This window comes from Pseudomonas sp. HLG18 (assembly GCF_051903985.1).
Classification (GTDB): Bacteria; Pseudomonadota; Gammaproteobacteria; order Pseudomonadales; family Pseudomonadaceae; genus Aquipseudomonas; species Aquipseudomonas fluorescens_BT.
The window spans coordinates 2,046,318-2,071,428 of sequence record NZ_CP195831.1 but is presented as its reverse complement, the minus strand read 5'-3'; the positions used below and the strand labels follow the sequence as shown (position 1 = coordinate 2,071,428).

Annotated in this window: 21 protein-coding genes; 4 read left to right on the top strand and 17 right to left on the bottom strand. The window is 61.2% G+C overall.

The window, feature by feature from the left end; genetic code table 11:
• Positions 1 to 49 precede the first annotated feature (49 nt).
• The 3 genes from ACSPX5_RS09465 to gabT all read right to left on the bottom strand — a co-directional run bounded on the left by ACSPX5_RS09465 (position 50) and on the right by gabT (position 2,629).
• Complete coding sequence (locus ACSPX5_RS09465; RefSeq protein WP_027616181.1) at positions 50 to 538, bottom strand: Lrp/AsnC family transcriptional regulator; 489 nt, start codon at positions 536 to 538, stop codon at positions 50 to 52.
• A 45-nt stretch (positions 539 to 583) separates the two neighbouring features.
• Positions 584 to 1,240 carry a 2-haloalkanoic acid dehalogenase gene (locus tag ACSPX5_RS09460; protein ID WP_207864225.1) on the bottom strand — a complete coding sequence of 219 codons (657 nt, stop codon included), beginning with the start codon at positions 1,238 to 1,240 and terminating at the stop codon, positions 584 to 586.
• 96 nt (positions 1,241 to 1,336) lie between these two features.
• Entirely contained in the window at positions 1,337 to 2,629 is a 1,293-nt protein-coding gene (gabT, locus tag ACSPX5_RS09455) for a 4-aminobutyrate--2-oxoglutarate transaminase (RefSeq protein ID WP_439821536.1), read from the bottom strand.
• Positions 2,630 to 2,915: 286 nt separating this feature from the next.
• On the opposite strand from gabT, the gene ACSPX5_RS09450 reads away from it, so the two are divergent.
• Positions 2,916 to 3,842 carry a 2-hydroxyacid dehydrogenase gene (locus ACSPX5_RS09450; protein ID WP_439821535.1) on the top strand — a complete coding sequence of 309 codons (927 nt, stop codon included), beginning with the start codon at positions 2,916 to 2,918 and terminating at the stop codon, positions 3,840 to 3,842.
• Between the two features lie 54 nt (positions 3,843 to 3,896).
• On the opposite strand, the gene ACSPX5_RS09445 is transcribed toward ACSPX5_RS09450, so the two are convergent.
• The 12 genes from ACSPX5_RS09445 to ACSPX5_RS09390 all read right to left on the bottom strand — a co-directional run bounded on the left by ACSPX5_RS09445 (position 3,897) and on the right by ACSPX5_RS09390 (position 17,978).
• Positions 3,897 to 4,976 (bottom strand): tartrate dehydrogenase, encoded by a 1,080-nt coding sequence (locus tag ACSPX5_RS09445; RefSeq protein ID WP_439821534.1) that lies wholly within the window; start codon positions 4,974 to 4,976, stop codon positions 3,897 to 3,899.
• Between the two features lie 27 nt (positions 4,977 to 5,003).
• The gene (locus tag ACSPX5_RS09440) at positions 5,004 to 6,461 is read right to left on the bottom strand and encodes an NAD-dependent succinate-semialdehyde dehydrogenase (RefSeq protein WP_439821533.1); all 1,458 of its coding nucleotides are present in this window, start codon (positions 6,459 to 6,461) and stop codon (positions 5,004 to 5,006) included.
• Between the two features lie 122 nt (positions 6,462 to 6,583).
• A complete protein-coding gene (argE, locus tag ACSPX5_RS09435) occupies positions 6,584 to 7,741 on the bottom strand; it encodes an acetylornithine deacetylase (protein WP_439821532.1) in 1,158 nt (385 codons plus the stop codon).
• Complete coding sequence (locus ACSPX5_RS09430) at positions 7,738 to 8,892, bottom strand: NAD(P)/FAD-dependent oxidoreductase (RefSeq protein WP_439821531.1); 1,155 nt, start codon at positions 8,890 to 8,892, stop codon at positions 7,738 to 7,740. Before ACSPX5_RS09430 ends, argE begins: the two co-directional genes overlap by 4 nt.
• The gene (locus ACSPX5_RS09425; RefSeq protein WP_439821530.1) at positions 8,889 to 10,265 is read right to left on the bottom strand and encodes an FAD-dependent oxidoreductase; all 1,377 of its coding nucleotides are present in this window, start codon (positions 10,263 to 10,265) and stop codon (positions 8,889 to 8,891) included. Before ACSPX5_RS09425 ends, ACSPX5_RS09430 begins: the two co-directional genes overlap by 4 nt.
• Complete coding sequence (locus ACSPX5_RS09420) at positions 10,247 to 10,555, bottom strand: (2Fe-2S)-binding protein (RefSeq protein ID WP_085730909.1); 309 nt, start codon at positions 10,553 to 10,555, stop codon at positions 10,247 to 10,249. Before ACSPX5_RS09420 ends, ACSPX5_RS09425 begins: the two co-directional genes overlap by 19 nt.
• Entirely contained in the window at positions 10,552 to 12,393 is a 1,842-nt protein-coding gene (locus tag ACSPX5_RS09415; RefSeq protein WP_439821529.1) for an ABC transporter ATP-binding protein, read from the bottom strand. The genes ACSPX5_RS09420 and ACSPX5_RS09415 overlap by 4 nt, the downstream gene beginning before the upstream one ends.
• A gap of 1 nt (position 12,394) precedes the next feature.
• Positions 12,395 to 13,270 carry an ABC transporter permease gene (locus tag ACSPX5_RS09410; RefSeq protein WP_323160420.1) on the bottom strand — a complete coding sequence of 292 codons (876 nt, stop codon included), beginning with the start codon at positions 13,268 to 13,270 and terminating at the stop codon, positions 12,395 to 12,397.
• Positions 13,267 to 14,223, bottom strand: coding sequence for an ABC transporter permease (locus ACSPX5_RS09405; RefSeq protein ID WP_169430411.1), 957 nt, complete (start codon positions 14,221 to 14,223; stop codon positions 13,267 to 13,269). The genes ACSPX5_RS09410 and ACSPX5_RS09405 overlap by 4 nt, the downstream gene beginning before the upstream one ends.
• A 47-nt stretch (positions 14,224 to 14,270) precedes the next feature.
• Entirely contained in the window at positions 14,271 to 15,908 is a 1,638-nt protein-coding gene (locus ACSPX5_RS09400) for an ABC transporter substrate-binding protein (protein ID WP_169430410.1), read from the bottom strand.
• Positions 15,909 to 16,002: 94 nt separating this feature from the next.
• Positions 16,003 to 17,277, bottom strand: coding sequence for an NAD(P)/FAD-dependent oxidoreductase (locus tag ACSPX5_RS09395; RefSeq protein ID WP_439821528.1), 1,275 nt, complete (start codon positions 17,275 to 17,277; stop codon positions 16,003 to 16,005).
• 32 nt (positions 17,278 to 17,309) lie between these two features.
• Entirely contained in the window at positions 17,310 to 17,978 is a 669-nt protein-coding gene (locus tag ACSPX5_RS09390) for a haloacid dehalogenase type II (protein ID WP_085730903.1), read from the bottom strand.
• Between the two features lie 592 nt (positions 17,979 to 18,570).
• On the opposite strand from ACSPX5_RS09390, the gene ACSPX5_RS09385 reads away from it, so the two are divergent.
• Both ACSPX5_RS09385 and ACSPX5_RS09380 read left to right on the top strand, forming a co-directional pair.
• Positions 18,571 to 19,425, top strand: a complete 855-nt coding sequence (locus tag ACSPX5_RS09385; RefSeq protein ID WP_439821527.1) for a GNAT family N-acetyltransferase — start codon at positions 18,571 to 18,573, stop codon at positions 19,423 to 19,425.
• Between the two features lie 60 nt (positions 19,426 to 19,485).
• A complete protein-coding gene (locus ACSPX5_RS09380) occupies positions 19,486 to 20,193 on the top strand; it encodes a cupin domain-containing protein (protein ID WP_439821526.1) in 708 nt (235 codons plus the stop codon).
• A 135-nt stretch (positions 20,194 to 20,328) separates the two neighbouring features.
• On the opposite strand, the gene ACSPX5_RS09375 is transcribed toward ACSPX5_RS09380, so the two are convergent.
• Together ACSPX5_RS09375 and ACSPX5_RS09370 are read right to left on the bottom strand one after the other, a co-directional pair.
• Positions 20,329 to 20,988: a carbonic anhydrase gene (locus ACSPX5_RS09375; protein ID WP_323160415.1), complete on the bottom strand. Its 660-nt coding sequence runs from the start codon at positions 20,986 to 20,988 to the stop codon at positions 20,329 to 20,331.
• Between the two features lie 210 nt (positions 20,989 to 21,198).
• Positions 21,199 to 22,413 carry an aldose 1-epimerase family protein gene (locus tag ACSPX5_RS09370; protein ID WP_169430405.1) on the bottom strand — a complete coding sequence of 405 codons (1,215 nt, stop codon included), beginning with the start codon at positions 22,411 to 22,413 and terminating at the stop codon, positions 21,199 to 21,201.
• Positions 22,414 to 22,693: 280 nt separating this feature from the next.
• Here ACSPX5_RS09370 and ACSPX5_RS09365 point away from each other — a divergent pair, with 280 nt between their 5' ends.
• Positions 22,694 to 25,099 (top strand): glucose/quinate/shikimate family membrane-bound PQQ-dependent dehydrogenase, encoded by a 2,406-nt coding sequence (locus tag ACSPX5_RS09365; RefSeq protein WP_439821525.1) that lies wholly within the window; start codon positions 22,694 to 22,696, stop codon positions 25,097 to 25,099.
• Positions 25,100 to 25,111 lie beyond the last annotated feature (12 nt).

Here is a 25,111-nt window from a genome sequence, read left to right as displayed (position 1 = left end):
GGGGACAGTCAGCTGTCCCCCTGTTTGCGCCTGATGGGTGTATGGAACTTCAGTGCCGCAACAACTTGCGCAACGGCACGCCGTCCTTGAGCACCGGGGATTTGATGACGATGTAGCTGAAGTACTTGGAAATGCCGATGTTTTTATCCAGCAGGCTTTCAATCACTTCCTGATAATGCTGAATACTGCGCGTCATGAAGCGCACCAAATAATCGTAGCCGCCACTGATCAAATGGCATTCGAGCACTTCATCCACCAGCCGGATATTCGACTCGAATTTGGCGAAGTCTTCGCGCTTGTGGTCACTCAGGGTGATTTCGGTGAAGACCGTTACCGATTCGGTGATCTTCGCCAGGTTCAAGTGTGCCTTGTAGCTGGAAATGTACCCGGCCGATTCCAGCCGTTTGACCCGTTGCAGGCAGGGGCTGGCCGACAATCCCACGGCATCGGCCAGACTCACATTGGTCATGCGCCCGTCCTTCTGCAACTCAACCAGGATACTGATGTCGATGCGGTCCAGTTTGACTAAACCTTCCATTGCGAACCTCTTGACTGCCATTTGTAGGACAATCTACTAGCAAAATCAGCGCCGTAAACACATCTGATGCTGTGCGACCAGGTCAGCCATGCTGTTGATGCAATAATCCGCAGCGCATGGGGTCGGTTGTTTCACCCGTTCGCGACCGATCAGGCACACATCGGTCAGCGCCTGACCGCGGGCGGCGGGTCGGGTGACCCGCAGAATGTGTACCGGCTTCAGCTCGTTGGCATTCAACCAGTCCTCGTCCCGCAGCGGATCGCTGGCCAGCGAAATAAAGTCATCAGCCACAATCCCCAGGTGCTCGCACAACACGGCGCGATCCTCGGCATCCCGGTCGCCCACGACCAACAGGCGATAAAACTTGCGTAGGTACAGCATCGCTCCGGGCGCGTCTTCGAACAATGACCAGTTGGCAGCAGAACGCGCGAAACTCATGCCCTCCTCCCAACTGGCTTTCAAGCTCCAGCGCTCGGCCAGTTGGCGATGGGCAAAACACAGCAATCCGCTGAAGCCCAGTTCGTCAAAGCGGGGATAGAGCGCCTGCACCACCTCGCGAAATTCGCCCAGCACCTGTTCCTTGTCCGGGCGCCCGCCCCGGCTGTCGAGCAACGGCTGCAGCGCTGCCCAGACCCCCGAATCACGGTCAACCAGGACTTCGTCGCAATCGATGAGCAGTGCTCGATAATCAGTCAGCCCCATGGTGTACACAGCCTCCGATGATGCGTTTCATCAATCCATGCGCCAAAAAGGTTCAGCGACGCTGGCCAGCGACCGCGCCTCTGAACCCGGCGGACATCAGTTCAATACCCGTGCCAACGCCGCCTGCAGAATCTGCAAGGCTTCATCGATCTGCGCTTCGGTCGTCACCAGTGGCGCGAGGAAGCGCAGGACGTTGCGATAGACGCCGCACTTGATCACCAGCAAGCCACCTTTGCGCGCTTCATCGATCACACGCTGGTTCAGATCCGCGTCCGGTGAGCGCGCTTCATCGTTCTTGATCAGCTCGATGGCCAACATGAACCCGGTGCCGCGTACGTCACCGATCTGCGGGTAACGGCGCTGCAACTGCAGCAAACCTTCACGCAGACGCTTGCCCAATGCATAGCCGCGTTCGAGCAGTTTCTCTTCTTCATAAGCGTCGATCACCGCCAGGGCCGCTGCGCAGGACAGTGCGTTGCCGCCGTAGGTGCCGCCGAGGCCCCCGGGCAGTGGCGAATCCATGATGTCGGCTTTGCCGACCACGCCCGATAACGGCAGCCCCCCGGCCAGACTCTTGGCGACGGTGACCAGGTCAGGCTGGATGCCGGCGTGCTGGAAACCGAACCACTTGCCGGTGCGGCCGAATCCGGTCTGGATTTCATCGAGGATCAGCACGATGCCGTGCTTGTGGGTCAACTCGCGCAATGCCTGGAGGAATTGTGCCGGCGCGGCAAGGAAACCACCGTCGCCCTGCACGGGTTCAATGATGATCGCCGCAACCCGCTCCGGCGCAACCTGAGTGGCAAGCAACTCGTCCAGCGCCTTGAGCGCCATCTCACTGGTGACGCCGCGATAGGCATTTGGATATGGGGTGTGAAACACCTCCGGCGCGAATGGCCCGAAGTTCTGTTTGTAGGGCTGGCTCATGCCAGTCAAAGTGGTGCCGAGCAAGGTGCGTCCATGGAAACCGCCGCGGAAGGAGATCACCGCAGAGCGGTTGGTGTGAGCACGGGCGATTTTCACCGCGTTCTCCACGGCTTCGGCGCCGGAGGTGAAGAACGCCGCTTTGTATTGCTCCTCGCCGCCTATCATTTCGCACAAGCGCTGGGCGAGATCCAGATACGGCTTGTAGGCCACCACCTGAAAGCAGGCGTGCGAGACTTTTTGCAATTGGGCCTGCACCGCTGCAACCACTTTGGGATGGTTATGGCCGATGTTCAGCACGCCGATGCCGCCGACGAAGTCCAGATAACGCTGGCCGTCTACGTCCCACAATTCAGCCCCTTGGGCGCGATCAATCACCAGCGGATGAGCGGTGACCAGTCCGCGTGGCACGAACTGATCACGCTGACGGAGTAAATGAGGTGTTTGGTCGACTTGGCTGTTCATGGCATTTCCCTTCGTGAGTCCGGCAGCCCGGAGTGAATGCAGGAGGTGGTTACACAGGGTCTTAAGATTAAGACTTGTGCGGAACGAACTACGCCGAACTTGGCCCCTGAGAAATCCGGATCGACTGTTTTCACCCTGCCAAACGGCAGATTCCTTCAGGCCGCCGAATCTGCCGGCCGCGTGCATATATGACATGACGCACAGTGTTCGCAGCGCTGCTTTCGACAGATCCTGCTCTGGCGTTGGGCGATGATGGGAGCACTTTCAACCCTCTCAGGAATTGACCATGGCCCTGCTCTACAAAGCTGACCCCGTGCGCGGCGAACAGTGGAAAGCACTGTTCGCCGAACATGCCCCGGACATCGAATGGCGCGCCTGGCCGGACATCGGCGATCCCGCAGACATCAAGTACCTGGCGGCGTGGCAGGCGCCGGAGGATCTGCAGACGGTGTTGCCGAATCTGCAGGTGTTGTTTGCGTTGTCGGCCGGAGTCGATCAGTTGGACCTGAGCCGTATCCCGGCGAGTCTTCCGGTGGTGCGCCTGCTCGATCCCGGGATCACCCAAGGCATGTGCGAGTACGCCAGTTTTGCCGTGCTCAGCTTGCACCGGGATATGTTGCGCTATCGCCAGCAGCAGATGGCGCGCTGTTGGCAGGCGCACCTGCTGCAGCCGGCGCATCAACGTCGGGTGGGGGTGATGGGCCTCGGTACTCAGGCGCAGCAGATTCTCGCCACCTTGCAGCCCCTGGGCTTTGCCCTCAAGGGGTGGGCGCGCAGTGCGCATCGGATTGCCGGCGTCGAGTGCTTTGCCGGTCGCGAGCAACTGCCGGCGTTTCTGAGCCAGTGCGACATTGTGATGTGCGTATTGCCGCTGACCGAGCAGACCCGTGGCATTCTCGACCGCGAGTTGTTTCGCCAATTGCCGCATGGCGCGGCACTGATCAACATGGGGCGCGGTGGGCATCTGGTGGAAGAGGACTTGCTCGACGCGCTGGACAGCGGGCAACTCAGCGGCGCGGTGCTGGATGTGGTGCAGAACGAGCCGGCACCGGCGGATCATCCCTTCTGGGGCCATCCGCAGATTCTGCTGACGCCGCATATCGCGGCGATGACTCAGCCGGAAAGTGCATTTGCTGTCCTGCTGGAGAACATCCGCAGCTTCGAACGCGGCGAGCCCATGAGCGGTCAGATCGACCGCAACAAAGGTTACTGATTCACACCCTCTGCACGAGCGAGCAGGCTCACTCATGCAGAGGATGACGAAGCTTCAGAGGAACTCGGCGATGGCTTTGCCGACATCCTGGGTCGAGCCCTTCCCGCCCAGATCCGGGGTGATCGGTCCCTCGGCGATCACCCGCTCGATCGCCTGCAAGATCCCGTCGTGTGCTGCGCGATAACGCTCGTCACCGTTGCCCAGGAAATCGAGCATGAGCGCCCCGGACCAGATCATCGCAATCGGGTTGGCGATGTTCTGCCCATAGATGTCTGGCGCCGAACCATGCACTGGCTCGAACAGTGACGGAAAACGTCGCTGCGGATCCAGGTTGGCCGACGGCGCAATGCCGATGGTTCCGGCACACGCAGGCCCCAGGTCGGAGAGGATGTCGCCGAACAGGTTCGACGCCACCACCACATCGAACCGATCCGGTTGCAGAACGAAGCGCGCACACAAGATATCGATGTGCTGCTTGTCCCACGTCACCTGCGGGTACTGCGCGGCCATCAGCGCGGTGCGCTCGTCCCAGTACGGCATGCTGATCGAAATGCCGTTGGACTTGGTCGCTGCGGTCAGGCGCTTGCGTGGCCGGGTCTGGGCCAGGTCGAAGGCAAACTTGAGAATCCGGTCGACACCCCGGCGGGTGAAGACCGATTCCTGCAGCACAAACTCATGCTCGGTGCCTTCGAACATCTTGCCGCCGACCGATGAATACTCGCCTTCGGTGTTCTCGCGAATCACCACGAAATCGATGTCCCCCGGTTCGCGTCCGGCCAACGGGCATGGCACCCCGGGGAACAAGCGCACCGGGCGGATATTCACGTACTGGTCGAAGTCGCGACGGAATTTCAGCAGCGACCCCCACAGGGAAATATGGTCCGGCACTTTCTCCGGCCAGCCCACGGCGCCGAAGTAAATCGCGTCGAAGCCCTTGAGCTGTTCGAACCAGTCCTCGGGCATCATCTGCCCGTGTTCCAGGTAATAATCGCAATGCGCCCAGTCGAGCACTTCAATGCTCAAGTCCAGCTCCCATTTTTTCGCGGCCTGCTCCAGAACCCGCAGCCCCTCGGGCAGCACTTCCTTGCCAATCCCGTCGCCGGCAATCGCGGCGATCTTGAAGACCTTGCTCATCAGTTGTGGCTCCCCGTTGTTGTGAAGTTACAAGCCGCCGATGTGGAAGGCTTTGACTTCAAGGTATTCGTCGAGACCGTATTTGCTGCCTTCACGGCCCAGGCCCGATTGTTTGATGCCGCCGAACGGCGCGACTTCCATGGAGATGATTCCGGTGTTGAGGCCGACCATGCCGAATTCCAGCGCTTCGCCGAAACGCCATGAGCGACGCAAGTCTTGAGTGAAGTAATAAGCGCCAAGGCCAAACGGTGTGGCATTGGCCAGCGCCAAGGCTTCGGCTTCATCGGTAAAACGCATCAGCGGCGCGACCGGTCCGAAGGTTTCTTCGTTGGCCAGGAGCATGCCGGCGTGGGCATCGCCAAGCACCGTCGGTTGCACAAATTGACTGTCGCCCTGCGGAACGCCGCCGCAGAGCAACTGCGCGCCCTGACTCAAGGCATCATCGATGTGTCGGGCCACCTTGCTCACGGCAGCCTTGTTGATCAGCGGGCCGATGGTCACGTTGTCCTGCAGGCCATTGCCGACCTTGAGTTTGCCGACCTCCTCGACCAGACGCTGGGCAAAACGCTGGTAAATGCCGTCCTGCACCAGAATCCGGTTGGCACAGACGCAGGTCTGCCCGGCGTTGCGAAACTTGCTCAGCATGATTCCGGTAATCGCCTGCTCAAGATCAGCGTCGTCAAACACAATGAACGGTGCGTTGCCGCCGAGCTCCAGGCTCAATCGCTTGATGTGTTCGGCACTCTGGCGCATCAGCAAACGGCCCACCGCCGTGGAACCGGTGAAGGAAATCTTGCGCACCGTCGGGTTGCCGGTCAGCTCTTCGCCAATCCCGGCGGGCATGCCGGTCAGCACATTGAACACCCCGGCCGGAATACCGACGCGCTCAGCCAACACCGCCAATGCGAGCGCCGACAGCGGCGTCAGATCCGACGGTTTGACGATGATCGGGCACCCCGCCGCCAGGGCCGGAGCACACTTGCGGGTAATCATTGCGTTGGGGAAATTCCACGGCGTGATCGCCGCGCAGACACCCACCGGTTGCTTGAGGGTCAACAGTCGGCGGTCACCGCTGGGTGCCGGCATGGTTTCGCCGTAAATCCGCCGCGCCTCTTCGGCAAACCATTTGACGAAACCCGCGCCGTAGCGGATTTCACCTTTGGCTTCATTCAGCGGCTTGCCTTGTTCGCAGGTCATGATCAGCGCCAGATCGTCGAGGTTGTCGATCATCGCCTGATACCAACGCTCCAACAGCGCCGCACGTTCGGCGGCCGGGCGTGCCCGCCAGGCGGGCCAGGCCCGTTCGGCGGCGTCGATGGCGCGACGGGTTTCCACGCCTTGCATGGCGGGCACGCGGCCGATCAATTCGCCGCTGGCCGGGTCGATGACATCCAGGGTCGCGCCGTCATCGGCGCCGATCCACTGGCCGTTCACATAAGCGAGTTCTGCGAGAAGACCGGGGTCTTTCAAACGATTCTTGAGCATGGTCGAGTCCTGATCCGAGACAGATTCCAGTCTAGGGAGACTCGACGGATAAGGATGCTGAAAGCGCTTGACGGACAGTGTCGGCTGCTGAAATTGGCGGTGGAACAGCAGAACTGCTGTTTCTATCGTTTCAGCGAACCGAGCAAGCCCTCCAGAAAGCGCTCCCCCGCCTCCATCTGGCTGATCTCGATAAACTCGTCGGGCTTGTGCGCCTGCTCGATCGAACCTGGCCCGCAGACAACCACCGGCACATCCAGACGCTGCTTGAACAATCCGCCTTCCGTACCGAACGAAACCTTGGACGTCGTGGTATCCGGCGCCGCGAAATTTTTCAGGAACCGTACCGCTTCGACGCTCGGGTGTGTGTCCAGGCCGGGATAGACGTTGACCGTTTCAATCTCGATGGCCGCCACGCTCGAAAGCTTCTTCGCCTCGCGCACGATCAACTCGGCACGCTCCTGCATCTGGGCGAGAATCTGTTCCAGATCATCCGCTGGCAAATTGCGCACTTCAAAATCCACCGTGCACAGATTCGGCACGATATTCAGCGCCCGGCCACCGCCGATCTGGCCCACGTGCACGGTGGTGAAAGGCACGTCGTAATCGGCATCCCGGGCGCCCTGCTCCTGCAGTTGACGCTGGGATTCACGCAACGCTGCAATGAAATCGCAGGCCACGTGGATCGCGTTGACCGAGCGCGGCGCCAGCGAAGAATGCGCCTCCAGCCCCCGACAATAGGTGCGGTACGAGCCCTTGCCCTTGTGCCCCAGCACAAACTGCATGTTGGTCGGTTCGCCGATCAGGCACAGAAACGGCCGCACCGGCGCCAGATGCAGCACATCGAGCAAACGTCGCACGCCGACGCAGCCGATTTCCTCGTCGTGTGACAGCGCCAGTTGCAGCGGACGGCTGAGGGCATGGTCAGCAGCATCCAGCATCGCGTCGATGGCCAGCGCGATAAAGCCTTTCATGTCGCAACTGCCGCGCCCGTAAACCCGCCCGTTCTGCTCCGTCACCTGAAACGGTGGAACCGTCCACGCCTGCCCCGCTGCTGGCACCACGTCGGTGTGGCCGGACAGCAGAATGCCCGGTTGGTCTTTCGGGCCGGTGCTGGCAAACAGATTGGCCTTCTTGCCGCTTTCGTCCTTGACGATCAGCGACTCGATGCCCTTGCTCAGCAGCAGCTCGCGAACGTACTCGATCAACGCCATGTTCGATTCCGAGGACACGGTATCGAACGCAATCAATCGTTTGAGAATCTCCAGTACACGGGGTTTCATGAGGCTTTGCTCCGTTGTTCGGCCAAGGGGGCGAACCGGCGTATGGAAAAGGGTTCGATCAGCGTGGAGGTGCTGCCGGTGCTGATCAATTCAGCCATGACGTCACCGACGCCCGGCCCCAACTGGAAGCCATGGCCACAGAAGCCGAATGCGTAATACAGCCCCTCGACCGTGCCGCTTGGCCCCATGATCGGCAGCGAGTCCGGCAGATAGCTTTCGATGCCGCTCCAGACCCGAATGATGTTCAGATTGCCGACACCCGGCAGCAGTCGGCGCATTTGCCGGATCTGGTTGAGGATGCTGCGTGGCTCGACATAGGCACGGCGATTGACCATGTCCGGTTTGCTGCGATAGCCGCCGCCAATGATGATGTTGCCGCGCGGAATCTGCCGGAAATAAATGACTTCCTCAGGGATTTTGGTGAACACGCCAATCACCGTCGGCAAGGCGTACGGCACCGGTTCCGTCACCGCCATCTGCGGGCCATGGGTGTCCAGCGGTACCGGTTCGCCGAACTGCGCGGACAGTTTCTCTCCCCAGGCGCCGGCGGTGATCAGCAGTTGTGCGGCGCGATATTGCCGGCCATCGGTAGTGGTGACGCAGAACTCGCCTGCGGTTTTCTGCACTTCGGCCACTTCAGTCTGTTCTTCGATACGCGCACCGATCCGCCGCGCCGCCCGGGCGAATGCCGGCGCTGCCAGACGCGGGTTGGCGTGACCGTCGTGCGGTGCGTAGGAGCCCCCCTTCACGTCCGGCCCCAGAAACGGAAAGCGCCGATGCAGTTCAGCGCCGCGATAGATCTGCAGATCCAGTTGCGCCGCTTCCGGCGCCGCGGCATACGCTTCGAGCTCGGCAATTTCGTCTTCGCGGTAACACACGCGCATGTGGCCGCTGGCGATGAACTCCAGATCGTCGTCAATCAGCTCCGGCAAGCGCTTCCATAGCGCAAACGAACGGTTGGCCAATTCCAGTTGCCCCAGATAACGGCCCTGACGCCGCACGTTGCCGAAGTTGACGCCACTGGCGTATTGGCCAATTTGGTCGCGCTCGAGCAGGGTCACGGAGTGCCCGCGCTGGCGCAGAAAAAACGCTGACGCCGCGCCCATGATGCCGCCGCCGATAATCAATACATCACTTTTCTGCGGGTTCATGACGGTTCCTCGATGATCACCATCGGCAGCGGTTTGACGGGGGCCTGACCGCGCTGGCGGCCGACCTGTTGCACACTGACACCGGCTGCGGCGGCGATCACTTCGGCGCCGGCCTGCGAGCAGTAGCGGCCCTGGCAACGGCCCATGCCGACCCGGCTGAAGGCCTTGGCCCGATTGACTTCGCACGCGCCCTTTTCACTGACCGTACGGCGCAGTTCGCCCGCGCTGATCATCTCGCAGCGACAGACGATCGCCGAATCCGGCAAGGCCCCGGCCTGTTCGGCGGGCCAGGGAAATGCCTGCGCCAGACCGAGGCGGAACTGATCCATCACCGCCAATGCGCGCCGTTGCTCTGCGCGTAATACGGCATCCACCGGTTTTTGCTGATCCTCCAGCAGCGCCATCGCCACCAGACGCCCGGCATGTTCAGCGGCATCGGCACCGCGAATCCTGGCGCCGTCGCCGGCGGCATACACACCGCTGACCGAAGTGCGGCCTTCTTCATCAAGCGCCAGCCACCATTGGCCGGACGCTTCATCAAAACGCATGCGACATCCGGCCAGATCGGCCAACTGGGTTTCCGGACGCAAGTGATACCCCAGGGCCACGGCATCGCAGTCGATGTCCAGGGTTTCGCCTTTGGCTGAGCGCACACGCACACCACTGACGCCGCCGGTGGCATCTCCCGATATCAGCTCCGGCTTGATCCCCAGATGCACTGGTATCTTCGCCTGATACAACTGCGCCAACAGTTTCATCCCGGTGAGCAACACGCCGGGCCGCGCGAGCATCTTCGGCAGCGCGCCGATGCGTTTGCTCAGTGGCGATGTATCAAGCACCGCAGCGACGTTGGCGCCGGCCTTCACATACTGGCTGGCCACCAGATACAGCAGCGGACCGCTGCCCATGAACACCACGCGATGGCCGATGGAAACCGCCTGCGACTTGAGCGCGATCTGCGCCCCGCCGAGGCTGTAGGTGCCCGCCAGCTGCCAGCCTTCAATGGGCATCAAACGGTCCGTGGCGCCGGTGCAGAGGATCAGCGCGTCGTAGTCCACCGTCGTATGGTGCCCCTGGCTGACGCAGCACAATTGCCTGGGCACCAGATTCCACACCAACGTGTCGGGGCGGTAATCGATGTGTGGGCGCAAGCGCTCGAAACTCTCGTGCAGGTCACGCGCCTTGGCCGCTTCAGTGCCGTACAGCGCGCGGTAGTCGCGGGTGAAACCTTCGGGTTGGCGCCGATAGATCTGGCCGCCGTCGCGGCGATTTTCATCGATCAGGACCGGTTTGAAGCCGGCCTTCACCAACGTCTCGGCGCAGCGAATCCCCGCAGGGCCGGCGCCGACGATAACTACCCGTGCAGTGGCCATGTTGCCTCCGGTTGTGTGGTGACGAGATCCAGTCCTTCACGGACTTCACTGGAGCACGCACGCAGACGCTCGCCGCTGCGCGTCCACACCCAGCAGTCCTGGCAGGCGCCCATCAGGCAGAACCCGGCACGTCGACCGGAATCGAATTCCGACTGGCGCAACGCATTGCCCTGAGTGAGCAATGCGACCATCAATGTGTCGCCCTGCAACGCCCTGATGGGCACGCCATCCACGGTCAAGCTGACGGTCGCCCGACCCTGCTCGGCCAGTCTCACAAAACGAGCGCTCATGCATAGGCTCCCTGATTGAAGGTGGTCACGTCCCGCTGGGTTTTCAGCAGTTCGACGCTGTCGTGGTGGCAGAGAATTTCACTGCCACCGTCGATGATTCGGCGGTTGGGTGCCGTACGGTTGCACAGGCCATCGACGCGCACCGGGCAGCGATTGAGGAAAGTGCACAGCTCGGCGACGTTGGCTTTTGGCCCGATGGGCGGCAGTTCGCCGCAGGTGGTCCCGCAGGTTTCCAGCCAGCCCTGGCGCAGCTCCGGCACCGAGTGAATCAACAGATCGGTGTAGGGATGGAACGGTGCCTGCGCAAACGACTGGCGGCTGCCGGCCTGAACCTTGTGGCCGCTGTACATCACCACCACGTCATCGCACAGGGCGCGTACGGTGGAGATGTCATGACTGATGAACAGGTAGGACACGCCGAGCTGCTCACGCAAATCGCGGAGCAATTCAAGAATCGCTGCACCGACCACGGTGTCCAGCGCCGAGGTGACTTCATCGCAGAGGATCAGATCGGGTTTGGCCGCCAATGCCCGCGCCAGGTTCACCCGCTGCTTCTGCCCGCCGGACAACTCGCTTGGACGACGCTCGGCCAGGGCTCGCGGCAGGCGCACCAGGTCCAGCAACTCGTCGATACGTTCGCGCAACGCCGCGCCTTTGAGGTTGAAATACATCTTCAGCGGCCGACTCAGAATCGTGCTGATGCTGTGCATCGGATTGAGCGCCGTGTCGGCGTTCTGGAACACCATCTGGATCCGCCGGAATTGCTCGTCGCTGCGTTCGGACAGACAACCGCCCAGCGGTTGCCCGTCAAAGGTCAGCTCGCCCAATGCCGGCGTGAGCAAGCCGGCCACCACGCGGGCCAGCGTTGACTTGCCCGAACCCGACTCTCCAATCACACCAATCGCCCGGCCCCGGCGCACGGTCAGATCAATGTCTTCCAGGACACGTATGGCCGGCATGCCCTGGGTGTTCTTGTTGCCGTAACCGGCGGTCAGGCCGCGAATGGTCAGCAGCGGGGTTTCTTCGGCAATACCACCCGGTGGGCGGATCGTCGTGTCGGGCCGTGCGGCCGCCAGCAAACTGCGGGTGTATTCGTGGCTCGGGCCTTTGAGCAGCGCCGCCGTGGCGCTTTGTTCGAATATCTGACCGCCATTGAGCACGACGATCTGATCAGCCATTTGCGCCACTACAGCCAAGTCATGGGACACATACACCGCTGTTGCGCCACGGTCACGCACCACGCGTTTGAACGCCCGCAACACATCGATCTGGGTCGTCACATCGAGCGCCGTGGTCGGTTCGTCGAGGATGACCAGCAACGGATCACTGATCAGCGCCATTGCCGCCATCACTCGCTGCAGTTGCCCGCCGGACACCTGGTGCGGGTAACGCTGGCCGATATGATCCGGGTCCGGCAAGGCCAGATCGCGAAACAGTTCAATAGCCTTGGCCTCAAGGGCGGCGCGGGTGCCGAGGCCGTGAATCAAGGCGCCCTCCACCACTTGGTCAATCAGTTTCTTCGCCGGGTTGAACGCCGCCGCAGCGCTCTGCGCGATATACGACACCCGATTGCCGCGCAGGCCCTGCAATTGCTGCTCGCTGAGCGCGAGCATGTTGTGCTCGCCGACCTGTACCACTCCGCCGGACAACCGACAGCCCCGTCGCGCATAACCCAACAGCGCGAGGGCAATGGTGGTCTTGCCCGAGCCTGATTCGCCGATCAACGCCAGCACTTCACCTTGTTCCAGGGCAAAGCTCACGCCTTTGACGATTTCGGTTTCACCGTGCTCGCCGCAAGCGACCACGCGCAGGTCTTCAACTCGAATCAATTGGGTCATTTCAATGGCCTCCCGTGCGGCGACTGCGTCGCGACGACAATCTGTCGATAAACAGATTCACGCCGATGGTCAGGGTGCCGATGGCCAACGCCGGGATGACGATGGCCGCGGCGCCCTGATTGAGGCCGCCGATGTTTTCCCGCACCAGCGAACCGAGGTCGGCATCCGGCGGTTGCACGCCCAGCCCGAGAAAACTCATGCCGCTGAGCAGCAGCACGATGAAACCGAACCGCAAGCCCAGGTCAGTGAGCACCGGGTTGAGCATGTTCGGCAGGATCTCCACGCAAGCGATATACAAGCGGCGCTCGCCACGGGTCCGGGCGACCTGCACATACTCCAGCGCTTCGATGTTCACTGCCATGCTGCGGGCGATACGGAACGCGCCCGGAGCAAAGCTCAACACCGCCGTGCTGATCAGCAGGGTCACTGAAGAGCCGAACGCCGAGACCATGATCAACGCGAGCATCTTGCTCGGGATCGAGATAAAGGCGTCCATCAAGCGGCTGATCACTTCGTCCAGCCACTTTGGCGACACCACCGACAGCAGCGCGCAACCGGTGCCCAGCGCACTGGCCAGCACCGCCGCAATCAACGCCAGGCCCACGGTGAAGCGTGCGCCGACGAGCACCCGGCTGAGCATGTCGCGGCCCAGATAATCAGTGCCGAACGGGTACAACGCGCTGATGTTGTCGAACACGTTGCCCGAGACCACCTCGCCGACCGGGTGCGGCGCCAGCCACGGGCCGAATAACGCAACCAGCAGCCAGATAACGCAGATGGCGGCGCCGATGAGTCCCAGCCACGCGGGCCCGTGAGACACCTTGCCGGCTGACAGATCGGGGGCTGCGGGCGTCGATTTCACAATGAGATTGTTCATTGGTTTCTCAGCCTCGGATTGGACAGAATCGCGCACAGGTCGGCAATCAGCACCAGACCCAGATAAGCCGTACAGAACAACATGGTGCAGGCCTGCACCAGTGCCATGTCACGGTTGGTCACGGCATCGACCATCAGGCTGGCGATGCCGGGATAGTTGAAGATGGTTTCGACAATCACCACCCCGCCGAGCAGATACGACAGGCTCAGCGCAATCGCGTTGGCAATCGGCCCGATGGCATTGGGCAACGCGTGACGCAGTACGATGCGGATCGGACTGACGCCTTTGAGCCGGGCCATCTCCACGTAGGGGCTGTCGAGCTGGTCGATCACTGCGGCGCGCGTCATCCGTGCCATTTGCGCAACGATCACGCAGCACAGCGTCATCACCGGCAAGGCGTAGGTGCGCATGAATTGCCACGGTGAAGTGATGTCGCTGGCATAGGACAGCGCCGACAGCCAGCCCAGGTTTACCGCAAAGATCAACACCGCGAGGGTCGCCACCAGAAACTCCGGCACCGCGACCATGGCCAGGGTGGTGAAACTCAGGACACTGTCGATCCGTCCGCCCCGCCCCATCGCCGAGCCGATGCCGAGAACCAGCGCCACCGGCACCGACACCAGCGCCGTGGCGGCCGCCAGCATCAGGGTGTTGGGCACGCGCCCGGCCATCAGCTCACCGACCGGCATTGCGTTGGATACCGACACGCCCATATCGCCACCGAGCAGGCTCATCAACCAGTGCAGGTAACGCACCACACCAGGTTGATCGAGCCCCAGTTTCAGGCGCAGTGCCGCCACCTGTTCCGGGGTGGCGAACTGGCCAAGGGATTGTTGCGCCGCGTCTCCCGGCAGTACCGCCGTGATCGCGAACACGACCATCGATACGATCAACAAAGTCACGATCGCGGCGCCCAGCCGCCGTCCGATCAACCACAGTGTGTTGCTATTCATCGCCTACCCTCCTGCACCTGGCTTGCCGTTCATTTCGACGGCTCTGTTCAAGCGTCCAGCCAGACCTGCTCGGCGAACATGTAACCCATGAAACCGCCGAGCGGGTTGCTGCCGTAGCCCTTGATCCGTTGATCGACGCCGTCGATGTTGCTGATGAACACCGGTATGCCGATGCCACAGTGGTCGTGCACCAGGGTCTGCATGTCCGCGTACATCTTGCCGCGCTTGGCATCGTCGGTTTCGCCGCGGGCGAGCATCAGCAACTGATCGAACTGCTCGTTCTTCCAGCCGGACTCGTTCCAAGGCGCCTTCGACTGGAAGAACTGCGAGAACATCACGTCGGCGTTCGGCCGTGGGTTGATGTTGCCGAAGCTGATCGGGTGCTTCATCCAGTGGTTGGACCAGTAGCCGTCGCTCGGCAGGCGCTTGACGTCGAGCTTGAGCCCGGCCTGCTTGGCCGACTGCTGCAACAGCACGGCGATATCCACGGAACCCGTTGCGGCAGGCGACGCAAACAGCTCCATGCTGATGTTTTCCATGCCCGCTTTTTTCAGCAGGAACTTGGCTTTTTCCGGGTCGTAGACCGTTTGCGGCAGGTCGCTGTTGTAGTAGCGCGAGCCGGGCGCGATCGGATGGTCGTTGCCGACCACGGCAAAGCCGCGGAATACCGCCGACTTGATCTGTTCGCGATCGAGCAGGTACTTCATCGCCTGGGTGAAATCGGCGTTCTGGCCGGGCATCTGATCCTGACGGATGATCAAATCAGTGTAGTTGCCCGACGGCGCATCAACGACCCGGTGCCTGGCGCTGGCCTTGATCCGGTCGGTGGAGCGCGGGTTGACCTCGTTGATCATGTGCACGTCGCCGGACAGCAGCGCGTTGACCCGCGACGGCTCGTCGCCAATGGCGATGAATTCGATTTCGTCGAGGTACGGCAGGCCAGGCTTCCAGTAACCGGTGTTGCGTGCGGCAACCGAACGTACACCCGGTTTGAACTCCTTGACCTTGAACGGTCCGGTGCCAATGCCCTGGTTGAAGTCGGTGGTGCCTTCGGGAACGATCAGCAGATGCGAGACGGCCAGAATCGACGGCAATTCGGCGTTTGGCGCAGTCAGGCGAATCTGTACTTCGTTGGTGCCGGTGGCCTTGATTTCGGCGAACTGCTCCATCAGCGGCATGACTTTGGAGCCGGTCAGCGGATCCTTGTGTCGTGACAGCGAGAACACCACGTCGGCCGCGCTGAGGGTTTTGCCGTTGTGAAAAGTCACGTCTTTGCGCAGGGTGATCGTCCACAACGTCGCGTCGGTGTTGTCGATGCGCTCGGCCAGTTCCAGTTGCGGCACCAGGTGCGCGTCGAAACGAGTCAGGCCGTTGTAGAACATGTAGTGCCGCACATAGTCGGTGGACAGCGCGCCTTTGGCCGGATCGAGGGTGTCGGCGGTGGAGCTGGACATGCCGGCGACGCGTATCCGCCCACCCTGCTTGCCTTTGCCCGGCGTCGCCGTATCGTCAGCCAACAGCTTGCCGGCGGCACCGAACAGGCTGCCGGCGCCGGCAGCCGCTACGCCGGCCACGCCGAGCATTTGTAACGCGTGACGGCGTGACATGCCGCGATTTAGGCCTTCGAACACCCGCAGGCTTTCTTCGCCTGAGATCAACGGTGAATCGTTCTTGTGATCAGTCATTTCAGTGCTACCTGTCGAAATCAAGAAGGCTCAAGTGTTCCGGTTGACCGGAACGTCCTGGAAACGCAAACGACGGTGAAGCCACAACATCAACTCAGTGCAAATAGTCCTGAAAGCGGTAGTAGGCGCCCACCAAAGGCAGGAACCACGGCTTGCCGAAATGCCCGGGGATCGCCGGCCAGTCGAGTTCACGCCAGGGGTTGGCCTCGGCATTGCCGGCCATCACGTCGGCCATGACCTGCCCCATGTGCACCGACATCTGCACGCCGTGGCCGCTGTAGCCCATCGAGTGGAACACGCCGCCGTGCTGGCCGGCTCGCGGCAAACGGTCGGAGGTCATGTCTACCAGGCCGCCCCAGCAGTAATCGATCCTGACGCCTGCCAGTTGCGGGAACATCTGGATCATTGCCGCCTGCAGCACCTTGCCGCTCTTGGCATCGTTGACACTGTCAGACATGGCAAACCGCGCACGCCCGCCAAACAGCAAGCGGTTGTCCGGGGTCAGGCGGAAGTAGTTACCGATCATTCGGCTGGTGACATAAGCGCGGCGTCCCGGCAGCAGCTGATCGATCAGCGCCTGAGGCAGAACCTCGGTGGCAATCACGAAACTGCCCACCGGCACAATCCGCCGCCGATACCAGCCCAGACCACCGTGCTGACAGGCGCCGGTCGCCAGCAGAACCTGCCCGGCGTGCAGCGAACCCTTGCTGGTGTTGACCTGATAACCGCCGGCACGGGCTTTCCAGTCGAGCACCGAGGTGCCCTGATGAATCAGTGCGCCGTGACGCACCGCCGCTTCTGCCAGACCGACGCCGAAACGGCCGACGTGCATCTGCACGCCATTGCGCTGCAGCAGGCCGCCATGGAACTGCGCAGAGTTGACTTCGGTGCGGGTCTGTTCGGCAGACAGCAATTCAACATCGGCATCGACTTCGTTGCGAATCAGCTCGCAGGTGCGGGCCAACCCTTCGTAGTGCAGCGGTTTTGCCGCCAGTTTCAGCTTGCCGTTACGCAACAGGTCACAGGCGATCTGCTCCTGCTCAACCAGCGACACAACGCTTTGCACGGCACTTTCGTAAGCCTGGTAATAGGCTTTCGCCCGATCGGCACCGAGACTGGCGCTGAGGCTGGCGTAGTCCTGCGCCACCCCCGTGTTGCACTGCCCGCCATTGCGTCCCGAAGCCTCGCCGATCACCCGCCCGGCTTCCAGCACCACCACACTGGCGCCCTTGAGCGCCAGGGCCCGGGCCGCTGCCAGCCCGGTGAAACCGCCACCGACGATGGCTACATCGACTTGCCCGGGCAAACCGCCGAGCTGTGCGCCGGTGAAGGCCGGTGCGCTGTCGAGCCAGTAGGATTCACTGCCCATGTTCAATCCCGCCTTTGCCAATGAGGATGTCGTTACAGGCCGACCAGCCCGGCCAGACCGCCGATGTCCGGGATCTGGTGGTAGCTGTAGAAGGCATTGCCCGGTACTTCGTGGCCACGGGCGACGAAGGCCTTGTTCTTGATCTTCATGTCGTGGGCCGGCATCAGGTCGTAACGGAAGCTGGAGGACACATGCAAGATGTCTTCCGGGCCGCAGTTGAGGTTGTCGAGCATGTACTCGAACGCCGCCAGACGTGGTTTGTAGGCTTGTGCCTGTTCGGCCGTGAAGACTTTGTGAAAAGGTGCGCCGAGTTTTTCGACGTTGGACATGATCTGGCTGTTGCTGGCGTTGGAGAAAATCACCAAGGGAATCTTGTCGGCGATTTTCGACAGGCCGGCCGGTACGTCCGGGTGCGGGCCCCAGGTCGGAACGGCGTCGTAATACAGCTGGCCTTCTTCGCGGTATTCGATTCCCCAGCGCTTGCAGGTACGCGCCAGAGCGGTCTTGAGAATCTCGTCATACGGCATCCAGTCGCCCATGACCTGGTCCAGGCGATAGGCCGAGAAATCCTTGACGAACTGATCCATCTGCTCCGCGGGTACGCGATCAGCGAAGAGTTCGCGGGTCATCGTGCCCATGTGGAAATTGGTCAGCGTTCCGTAGCAGTCGAAGGTAATGAATTTGGGGCGAAGAAAGCTCATTGAGTGCGTTCCTGAAGTTCGTTGAGGTCAATGGCGCTACAAGCATTTGCCTGGATTGCGCAGTAGCGATGCAACGCTGCAGCACACCGTCATTACAACACCGTGAAATCAGCAGATGGCGTTAAAAGCGACCTCCGTTCGATACAAATCACCGTTTTGCTCACGCTGCTCAGCAGACTTTGCGGTGCGCTCCAGCCTTGGGCAAAGCCCCGGTTTATGCGCTCTTATGGACCTGTATCAGCCGCTGTGGATTTCGGATATCGACTTTGCCCGCAGAAACTGCGCCCCCTCGCAGGAACGTGTCGGTTGCTGCGACACACGTCGGTCCGGTTCTGAATTGAAGTGATTGAAGGCACATCCTGCGCCTTGAACGACAAAGCTCGGTACAAGCCTTTTATAGGGTAAAAAAGCCCAAGCATTTGCTGCCGGCACAAGGCCGCAATTAAGTAGTAAGTGTGGTCTTCGGGACTGTGCTTCGCGGAATCTGCCGAATATTCCCTCCCCCCTTGTCAGGCTTTCATCCAGATGGGATACAGGCGTCATCTCGCCGGAAAAACCGGCGTAAGCGCACACTCTTTATCGGAGAATCGCCATGTCTACCCCGCGTCCGTCCTACGTCTATCGGCCGATGACTGCCGACGACCTGCCCAAGGCCCATGCACTGTCCGTGCAATTGAAGTGGCCCCATCGACTCGACGACTGGGCCATGCTGCAAAGGGTCAGCAAGGGCTTTGTCGTACTTGATGGCGAGCGTTTGATCGGCACCGCGTTCGCCTGCCCGCAAGGTGATTTCACGACTATTGGCCTGGTCATTGTCAGTGACGATTACCAGGGCCAGGGCATCGGGCGAAAGCTCATGGAACACGCGCTGCAGGCTTGCCAGTCAAGCACGGCGATATTGAATGCAACCGTGGCCGGCGCACCGCTGTATGCCAGCCAGGGTTTTGTCGAGTTTGGCCGAATTCAGCAGCATCAGGGCCAGGCGCAAGCCCCCCTGCCCGAGCCATTGGCAGACGGTGAAGAATGCCGCCCACTGCGCGAAGCGGATCATGCGCGGGTGCTGGAACTGGCCAATGCCGGGAGCGGACTGGATCGGCAAGCGGTGCTCACTGATCTGTTCGCTGTCGTCGAGCATTCGGTGGGCATCGTGCGCGACGGTCAGTTGCGCGCCTTCGCCCTGCTGCGCCCGTTCGGTCGCGGTCGTTGCATCGGCCCGTTGATCGCCGAAAACCTTGAGCAGGCCCAACACCTGATCGCGACATTGCTGGCCAAGGTACCGGACGCCTTCGTGCGCATTGATATTCCAGCGGATTGCGGCCTGGCCGATTGGCTGGAAGGCGCCGGCCTGAAAAAGGTCGACACCGTGGCACAAATGTCCCGCGGTCCGGCACCGCAAGCAAGCAACGGCGTTCGGCAGTTTGCCCTGGTCACTCAAGCCATTGGCTGATCATCGGGTTTGAACTCGTCCCTGCCCAAAAAATCTCTCAATAACTGGAGCGTCACCCGTATGTTCGAACCTTGCATCATGCTGTTGGCTCGCGCCGATGGCAGTCGCGTCGACACCTCTTTCAAACAGCAATCCTTGAACGCTGCCGACCCCTTCTCGACCGGACGTCAGATCGCCTGGTCAGGGAGCGACGGTGCGTCTGCCGGCATCGTCGAAGCAGGCGAAAGCCTTGATATCAAGGACTTCCCGCACACCGAGGTGATCGTGGTTCATGCAGGGCACGTGACGTTGAAAACCCGGGAGCGGACACTGGTACTGGCCGTCGGCGCCAGCGCGGTCATCGGCCGGGGCACGGACGTGCGGATCGAAGCACAGACCGGCACCCGGTGGGCGTTTTGCGCCATGGCCACCCAAGGCGCGACGCCTGGCCTGACCTTGCTCGACCCGCTGGCGCACCTGTCTCCCTCCGCCGCGCCGGAACAACAGATTCTGATCGGTCCAACCCCGCAATGCCGGTCACGTAATGCCTTCGAAGATGCCACAACCGATCTGCGTGTCGGCGTGTGGGACTCGACGCCCTACGAACGTCACGGTCGCCCGCACAAGCTCAATGAGCTGATGTATCTGATCGAAGGAACTGTAACGTTGCAGACGCCCGAGGGTTTGAGCGTGACCGTCAATACCGGCGACAGCGTGTTTGTTGCGCGCGGTGCGCCGTGCGCCTGGAAAAGCACGCGCTATGTGCGCAAAGTGTATGCGGTTAAATAGCGTCCGCCAGAAATAACAGTGTCATCACGCCCGTTCCAGCCAAGTCAGAGCGCCCCTCTTCAGGGGCGCCTGCGTTGTTATTCGCCAGAACGTTCTCTCTGGAATTGGCCGAAACGAAGAGATCTGCGCCCTGACCTACAACTGACCGACATTGCGCGCAGCGACTGCCACGGTCGCCGGTGAATCGGAAAGCTTGACGAAGCTCCGAGTCGCGCCATCCAGTGCATCGATGCAACCCGCCTCGATGTCATAGACCCATCCATGCAAATTCAAACGTCCTTGCTCAAGCGCAAGCGCCACCGATGGATGAGTCCGCAAGTTCGCCAGTTGTGCGATCACGTTTTCACGAACCAGGCCATCGAGCTTGGCACGCGGCGTATCGAACTCATGCGCAGCATTGATCGCTTTCGCGGCGTCCGAATGGCGAAGCCAGTTTGCAACGGCCGGAAGGTGATCCAGACACGTGCAGCGTGAAATCGCGCCCATCGCTCCGCAATCCGAGTGGCCGCAGATCACAATGTCCCGTACACCGAGCACTGCAACCGCATATTCCACTGTGGCCGAAACACCGCCCGGTTCAGGACCGTACGACGGCACAATGTTGCCGGCGTTGCGGATCACGAACAGCTCACCCGGTTCGCGCTGTGTGAGAAGTTCAGGTACTACACGACTGTCCGAGCATGTTACGAACAACGCCTTCGGGTTTTGCTCGGTCGCGAGCTGCCTGAAAAGCTCGACGCGTTGTGGATACACCTCGCGTTGAAAACGCAGAAAGCCATCAATAATGTCACGCATGGGGTTCTCCAAAGCCTAATTTCAGATGCCGAGACGAGTATTCGACATGCCTTTGCACCTCACTGAGTCGTCATTATCGCAGACGCCGCATGCGTTGATAGCATGCGGATTGCGCAGGAGCAGTGTAAAAGCATCCGCCTCAGCCGCCTCCCCCTCCAGCATCGGCTCCGACACACAGACCTTGCATTGCCCCTTGGCGAGGTCTGCCCGTCACTCCTTGGTCAGATCAACCAACGGCGTCTGCCGCACTTCAGTCTCCCGCCCACCCTGAATCTCGCTCACCTGCTTCAAGGCCTTATCCACAGCCAGCTTATCCACCAACAAGCTGTAGCTGATGCGGAACTGCTTGTGTTCCTTCGGCCCAATTGTGGGTACCAGGTTCAGTGGCCGTTGATAACGGCGGTTGTAGGAGAAACTTGTCCCCGGCTCCAGCCCCGTGACATACCCCTGGCCTTGGGTATCGGTGTTTTTCCATAGGGAAAACACCGGCAGTGTCTGAGTATTGAAGCCGACCGAAACGCCCAGGCTGCCGGCCTTGTTATGCAACACGGTCAGCGTATCGCCCTTGGCATCGGCATACGGCACTACGTTGTAAACCGTTTCATCGTAGTCCTTGGTCGGTGCGCGGTAGGTTTGCCATTCGGGCAGATCGCCCTTGGCCTTGTCGTTGAACGGCGACACCTGTTTCACCGGCGCGGCAAAACGAGCGCCTTGCTCCAGGAACGGGGTGCTGAAGTTACTGTGATACAGCGCCTGGTATTCCTTCGGATAGTCGCCGTTGTTGGTGAGCGTGTCGTTGAGCGCGAACACTACGCTGCCGGGTTCGGTGACCAGCTCGGTGGCGACGGAGAAGTCGACCTTCTTGAACGCCTGCTCTTTCAGTTCACCGCGCAGGGTGATGGCGTACGGTGGAGTTTCATCGATGTGCAGGGTGACTTTGTTCGCTGGAATGTTGGCGGCCCGACCGTGCAGGGTCAGCAGTTCGCCGTTGTCGACGCCGGGGTGGCCGACCCATTCGTATCCGCAGCGGGTGACCAGTTCATTGAAACCTTCCAGCCAGCCCAGACCGCCGCGGCCATTGAGTTCGATGAAGGACGGATTGACCACTTCCTTGACCGGCGAATCCCAGCCCATGCGCACATTGCCGACCGAAGCCTGCAAGACGTTCATTCCCCGTGTCGGCACTACCGAGAGTTTCATCGTGCCGTTATCGATGTCGACGATGCTGACGCCCTCCTGCCGACCGCCATGCAAGGTGCGCAGGGTAACGCTGAAGGGTTTGTCGGTTTTCAGGCCGAGTTGCTGGCTGGTGATCTGCCAGTTCTGGGCGGCTTTGTCGGTGTCGAGCAGAACGTAATCCCAGGCCATGGCGTGGGAGGCAGCGGACAGTGTGCTGAGGGCAACGACGAGTTTGAGCGGGGTCACGGCAGTAGCCTTTTTTGGAGTTGTGCCATTTTTATAAACGCGATGAAACGTTTCAGCAAGCTTGAAAAGTGCCATAACACCGGTAATACCAACAAAGACTTGGGCCAAATCGCAATATCGAGTCGATCCAATGCCGCAAATCCGCCGCTTCAGTCGGCGCTGGCCCGTCGCCAATCAGCCGCACGATTTAGCTGTTTACACACTGCATTCAAAATTAGTGATTTAACTAGGTAGTTACCTAACGATATAATGCCCGCCTCATTTCAACGGGACATTCAACGTGAAGCAGAGTCAACGCCTCTCGGGCATATCAACAATCATTCTGGTCGGGCTCGGGGTGATCATCGCCCTGCTCGGCCTGGCACTGGCCGCTGGCGGTGTGAAATTGGTCAGCCTGGGAGGCTCCTGGTACTTCCTGGTGGGTGGTCTGGTGATGGCTGTCTCCGGTCTGCTGATTGCGCGGCGCAAGCCTGCCGGCGCCTGGCTGTTCGCTGCGTTTCTGGTTGGAACCGCCATCTGGGCCGTGATCGATGCAGGGCTGGTGTTCTGGCCGGTGTTCTCGCGCCTGTTCATGTTCAGCGCCGTGGGTCTGGTGGTTGCGCTGGTCTATCCGCTGCTCAAACGCGCCAATGGTGACGTTGCAGGTCGCGGCGCTTACGGCGTTGCGGCTGTTCTGGCGGTTGGACTCGCGGTAGCTGCCGGCAACATGTTCGTCGCGCACCCGACCGTCGCCCCTACCGGCACTGGCCCGGGCCTCACACCGGTCGAGCCGGAAAAGGCGCAGAAAGACTGGGACCACTACGGTAATACCGAGGGTGGCAGCCGCTTCGCTGCGCTGGACCAGATCAACCGCAGCAACGTCGACAAGTTGAAAGTCGCGTGGACCTACCACACCGGCGACATCGCCGAGAGCGACGGCAATGGCGCCGAAGACCAGCTCACCCCGCTGCAGATCGGCAACAAGGTGTTTATCTGCACCCCGCACAACAACCTGATTGCGCTGGATGCCGACACCGGTAAAGAACTCTGGAAAAACGCGATCAACGCCAAGTCCAAAGTCTGGCAGCGTTGCCGTGGCATGGCCTACTTCGATGCCAGCGCAGCCGTCGCCAAACCGGCCAGCTCGCCGGTAACCGACACGCCGGCCGCTCCCGTCGCCAACTGCACGCGCCGTCTGCTGACCAACACCATCGACGCCCGTCTGATCGCAGTCGATGCCGACACCGGCGAGTTCTGCCAGGGTTTCGGCAACAACGGCCAGGTTGATCTGAAAGCCGGTCTGGGTGATGTCCCGGACAGCTACTATCAACTGTCCTCCGCGCCGCTGATGGCTGGCACGACCGTGGTCGTTGGCGGTCGCGTGGCGGATAACGTGCAGACCGACATGCCGGGCGGCGTGATCCGTGGCTTCGACGTGATGACCGGCGCCATGCGCTGGGCGTTCGACCCGGGCAACCCGCAGGATAAAAAGGCACCTGCCGACGGCAAGACCTATGTTCGCAGCACGCCGAACAGCTGGGCACCGATGTCTTACGACCCGGCAACCAACACCGTATTCCTGCCGATGGGCAGTTCTTCCACCGACATCTACGGCGTGGAACGCAGCAAACTCGATCACACCTACGGCGCGTCGATCCTGGCGCTGGACGCCAACAGCGGCGAAGAAAAGTGGGTGTACCAGACCGTGCACAACGACCTCTGGGACTTCGACCTGCCGATGCAACCAAGCCTGATCGACTTCACCAAGGACGGCAAAACCGTGCCGGCGCTGGTGATCGGCACCAAGGCCGGGCAGATCTACGTGCTGGATCGCGCCACCGGCAAACCGTTGACCGAAGTGAAAGAAGTGCCGGTCAAGGCAGCCAATATCCCCAACGAGCCGTACTCGCCGACCCAGCCAAAATCGGTGGGCATGCCGCAGATCGGTGCCCAGCACCTGACCGAGTCGGACATGTGGGGCGCTACGCCGTACGACCAGTTGCTGTGCCGGATCGACTTCAAGTCGATGCGTTACGACGGTCTGTACACCGCGCCAGGCACTGACAAATCCCTGAGCTTCCCGGGTTCGCTGGGTGGCATGAACTGGGGCAGCATCTCCACTGACCCGGTGCACGGTTTCATCTTCGTCAACGACATGCGTCTGGGCCTGTGGATTCAGATGATTCCGTCGCAGAACAAGGCTCAGGCCTCTTCCGGTGGCGAAGCGCTGAACACCGGCATGGGCGCGGTGCCACTGAAAGGCACGCCTTACGCCGTGAACAAGAACCGCTTCCTGTCGGTCGCCGGCATTCCGTGCCAGGCCCCGCCGTTCGGTACGCTGACGGCTATCGACATGAAAACCCAGAAAGTCGCCTGGCAGGTTCCGGTCGGCACCGTTGAAGACACTGGCCCGCTCGGCATCCGCATGCACCTGCCGATCAAGATCGGTCTGCCAACCCTTGGCGGCACGCTGTCGACCCAGGGCGGCCTGATCTTCATCGCCGGCACCCAGGATTTCTACCTGCGCGCTTACAACAGCAACAACGGTGAAGAAATCTGGAAAGCCCGCCTGCCGGTCGGTAGCCAGGGTGGCCCGATGACGTATGTGTCGCCGAAAACCGGCAAGCAGTACGTGGTCATCACCGCCGGTGGCGCCCGTCAGTCGACCGATCGTGGCGACTACGTAATGGCTTACGCCCTGCCGTAAGCCACTGCGCCC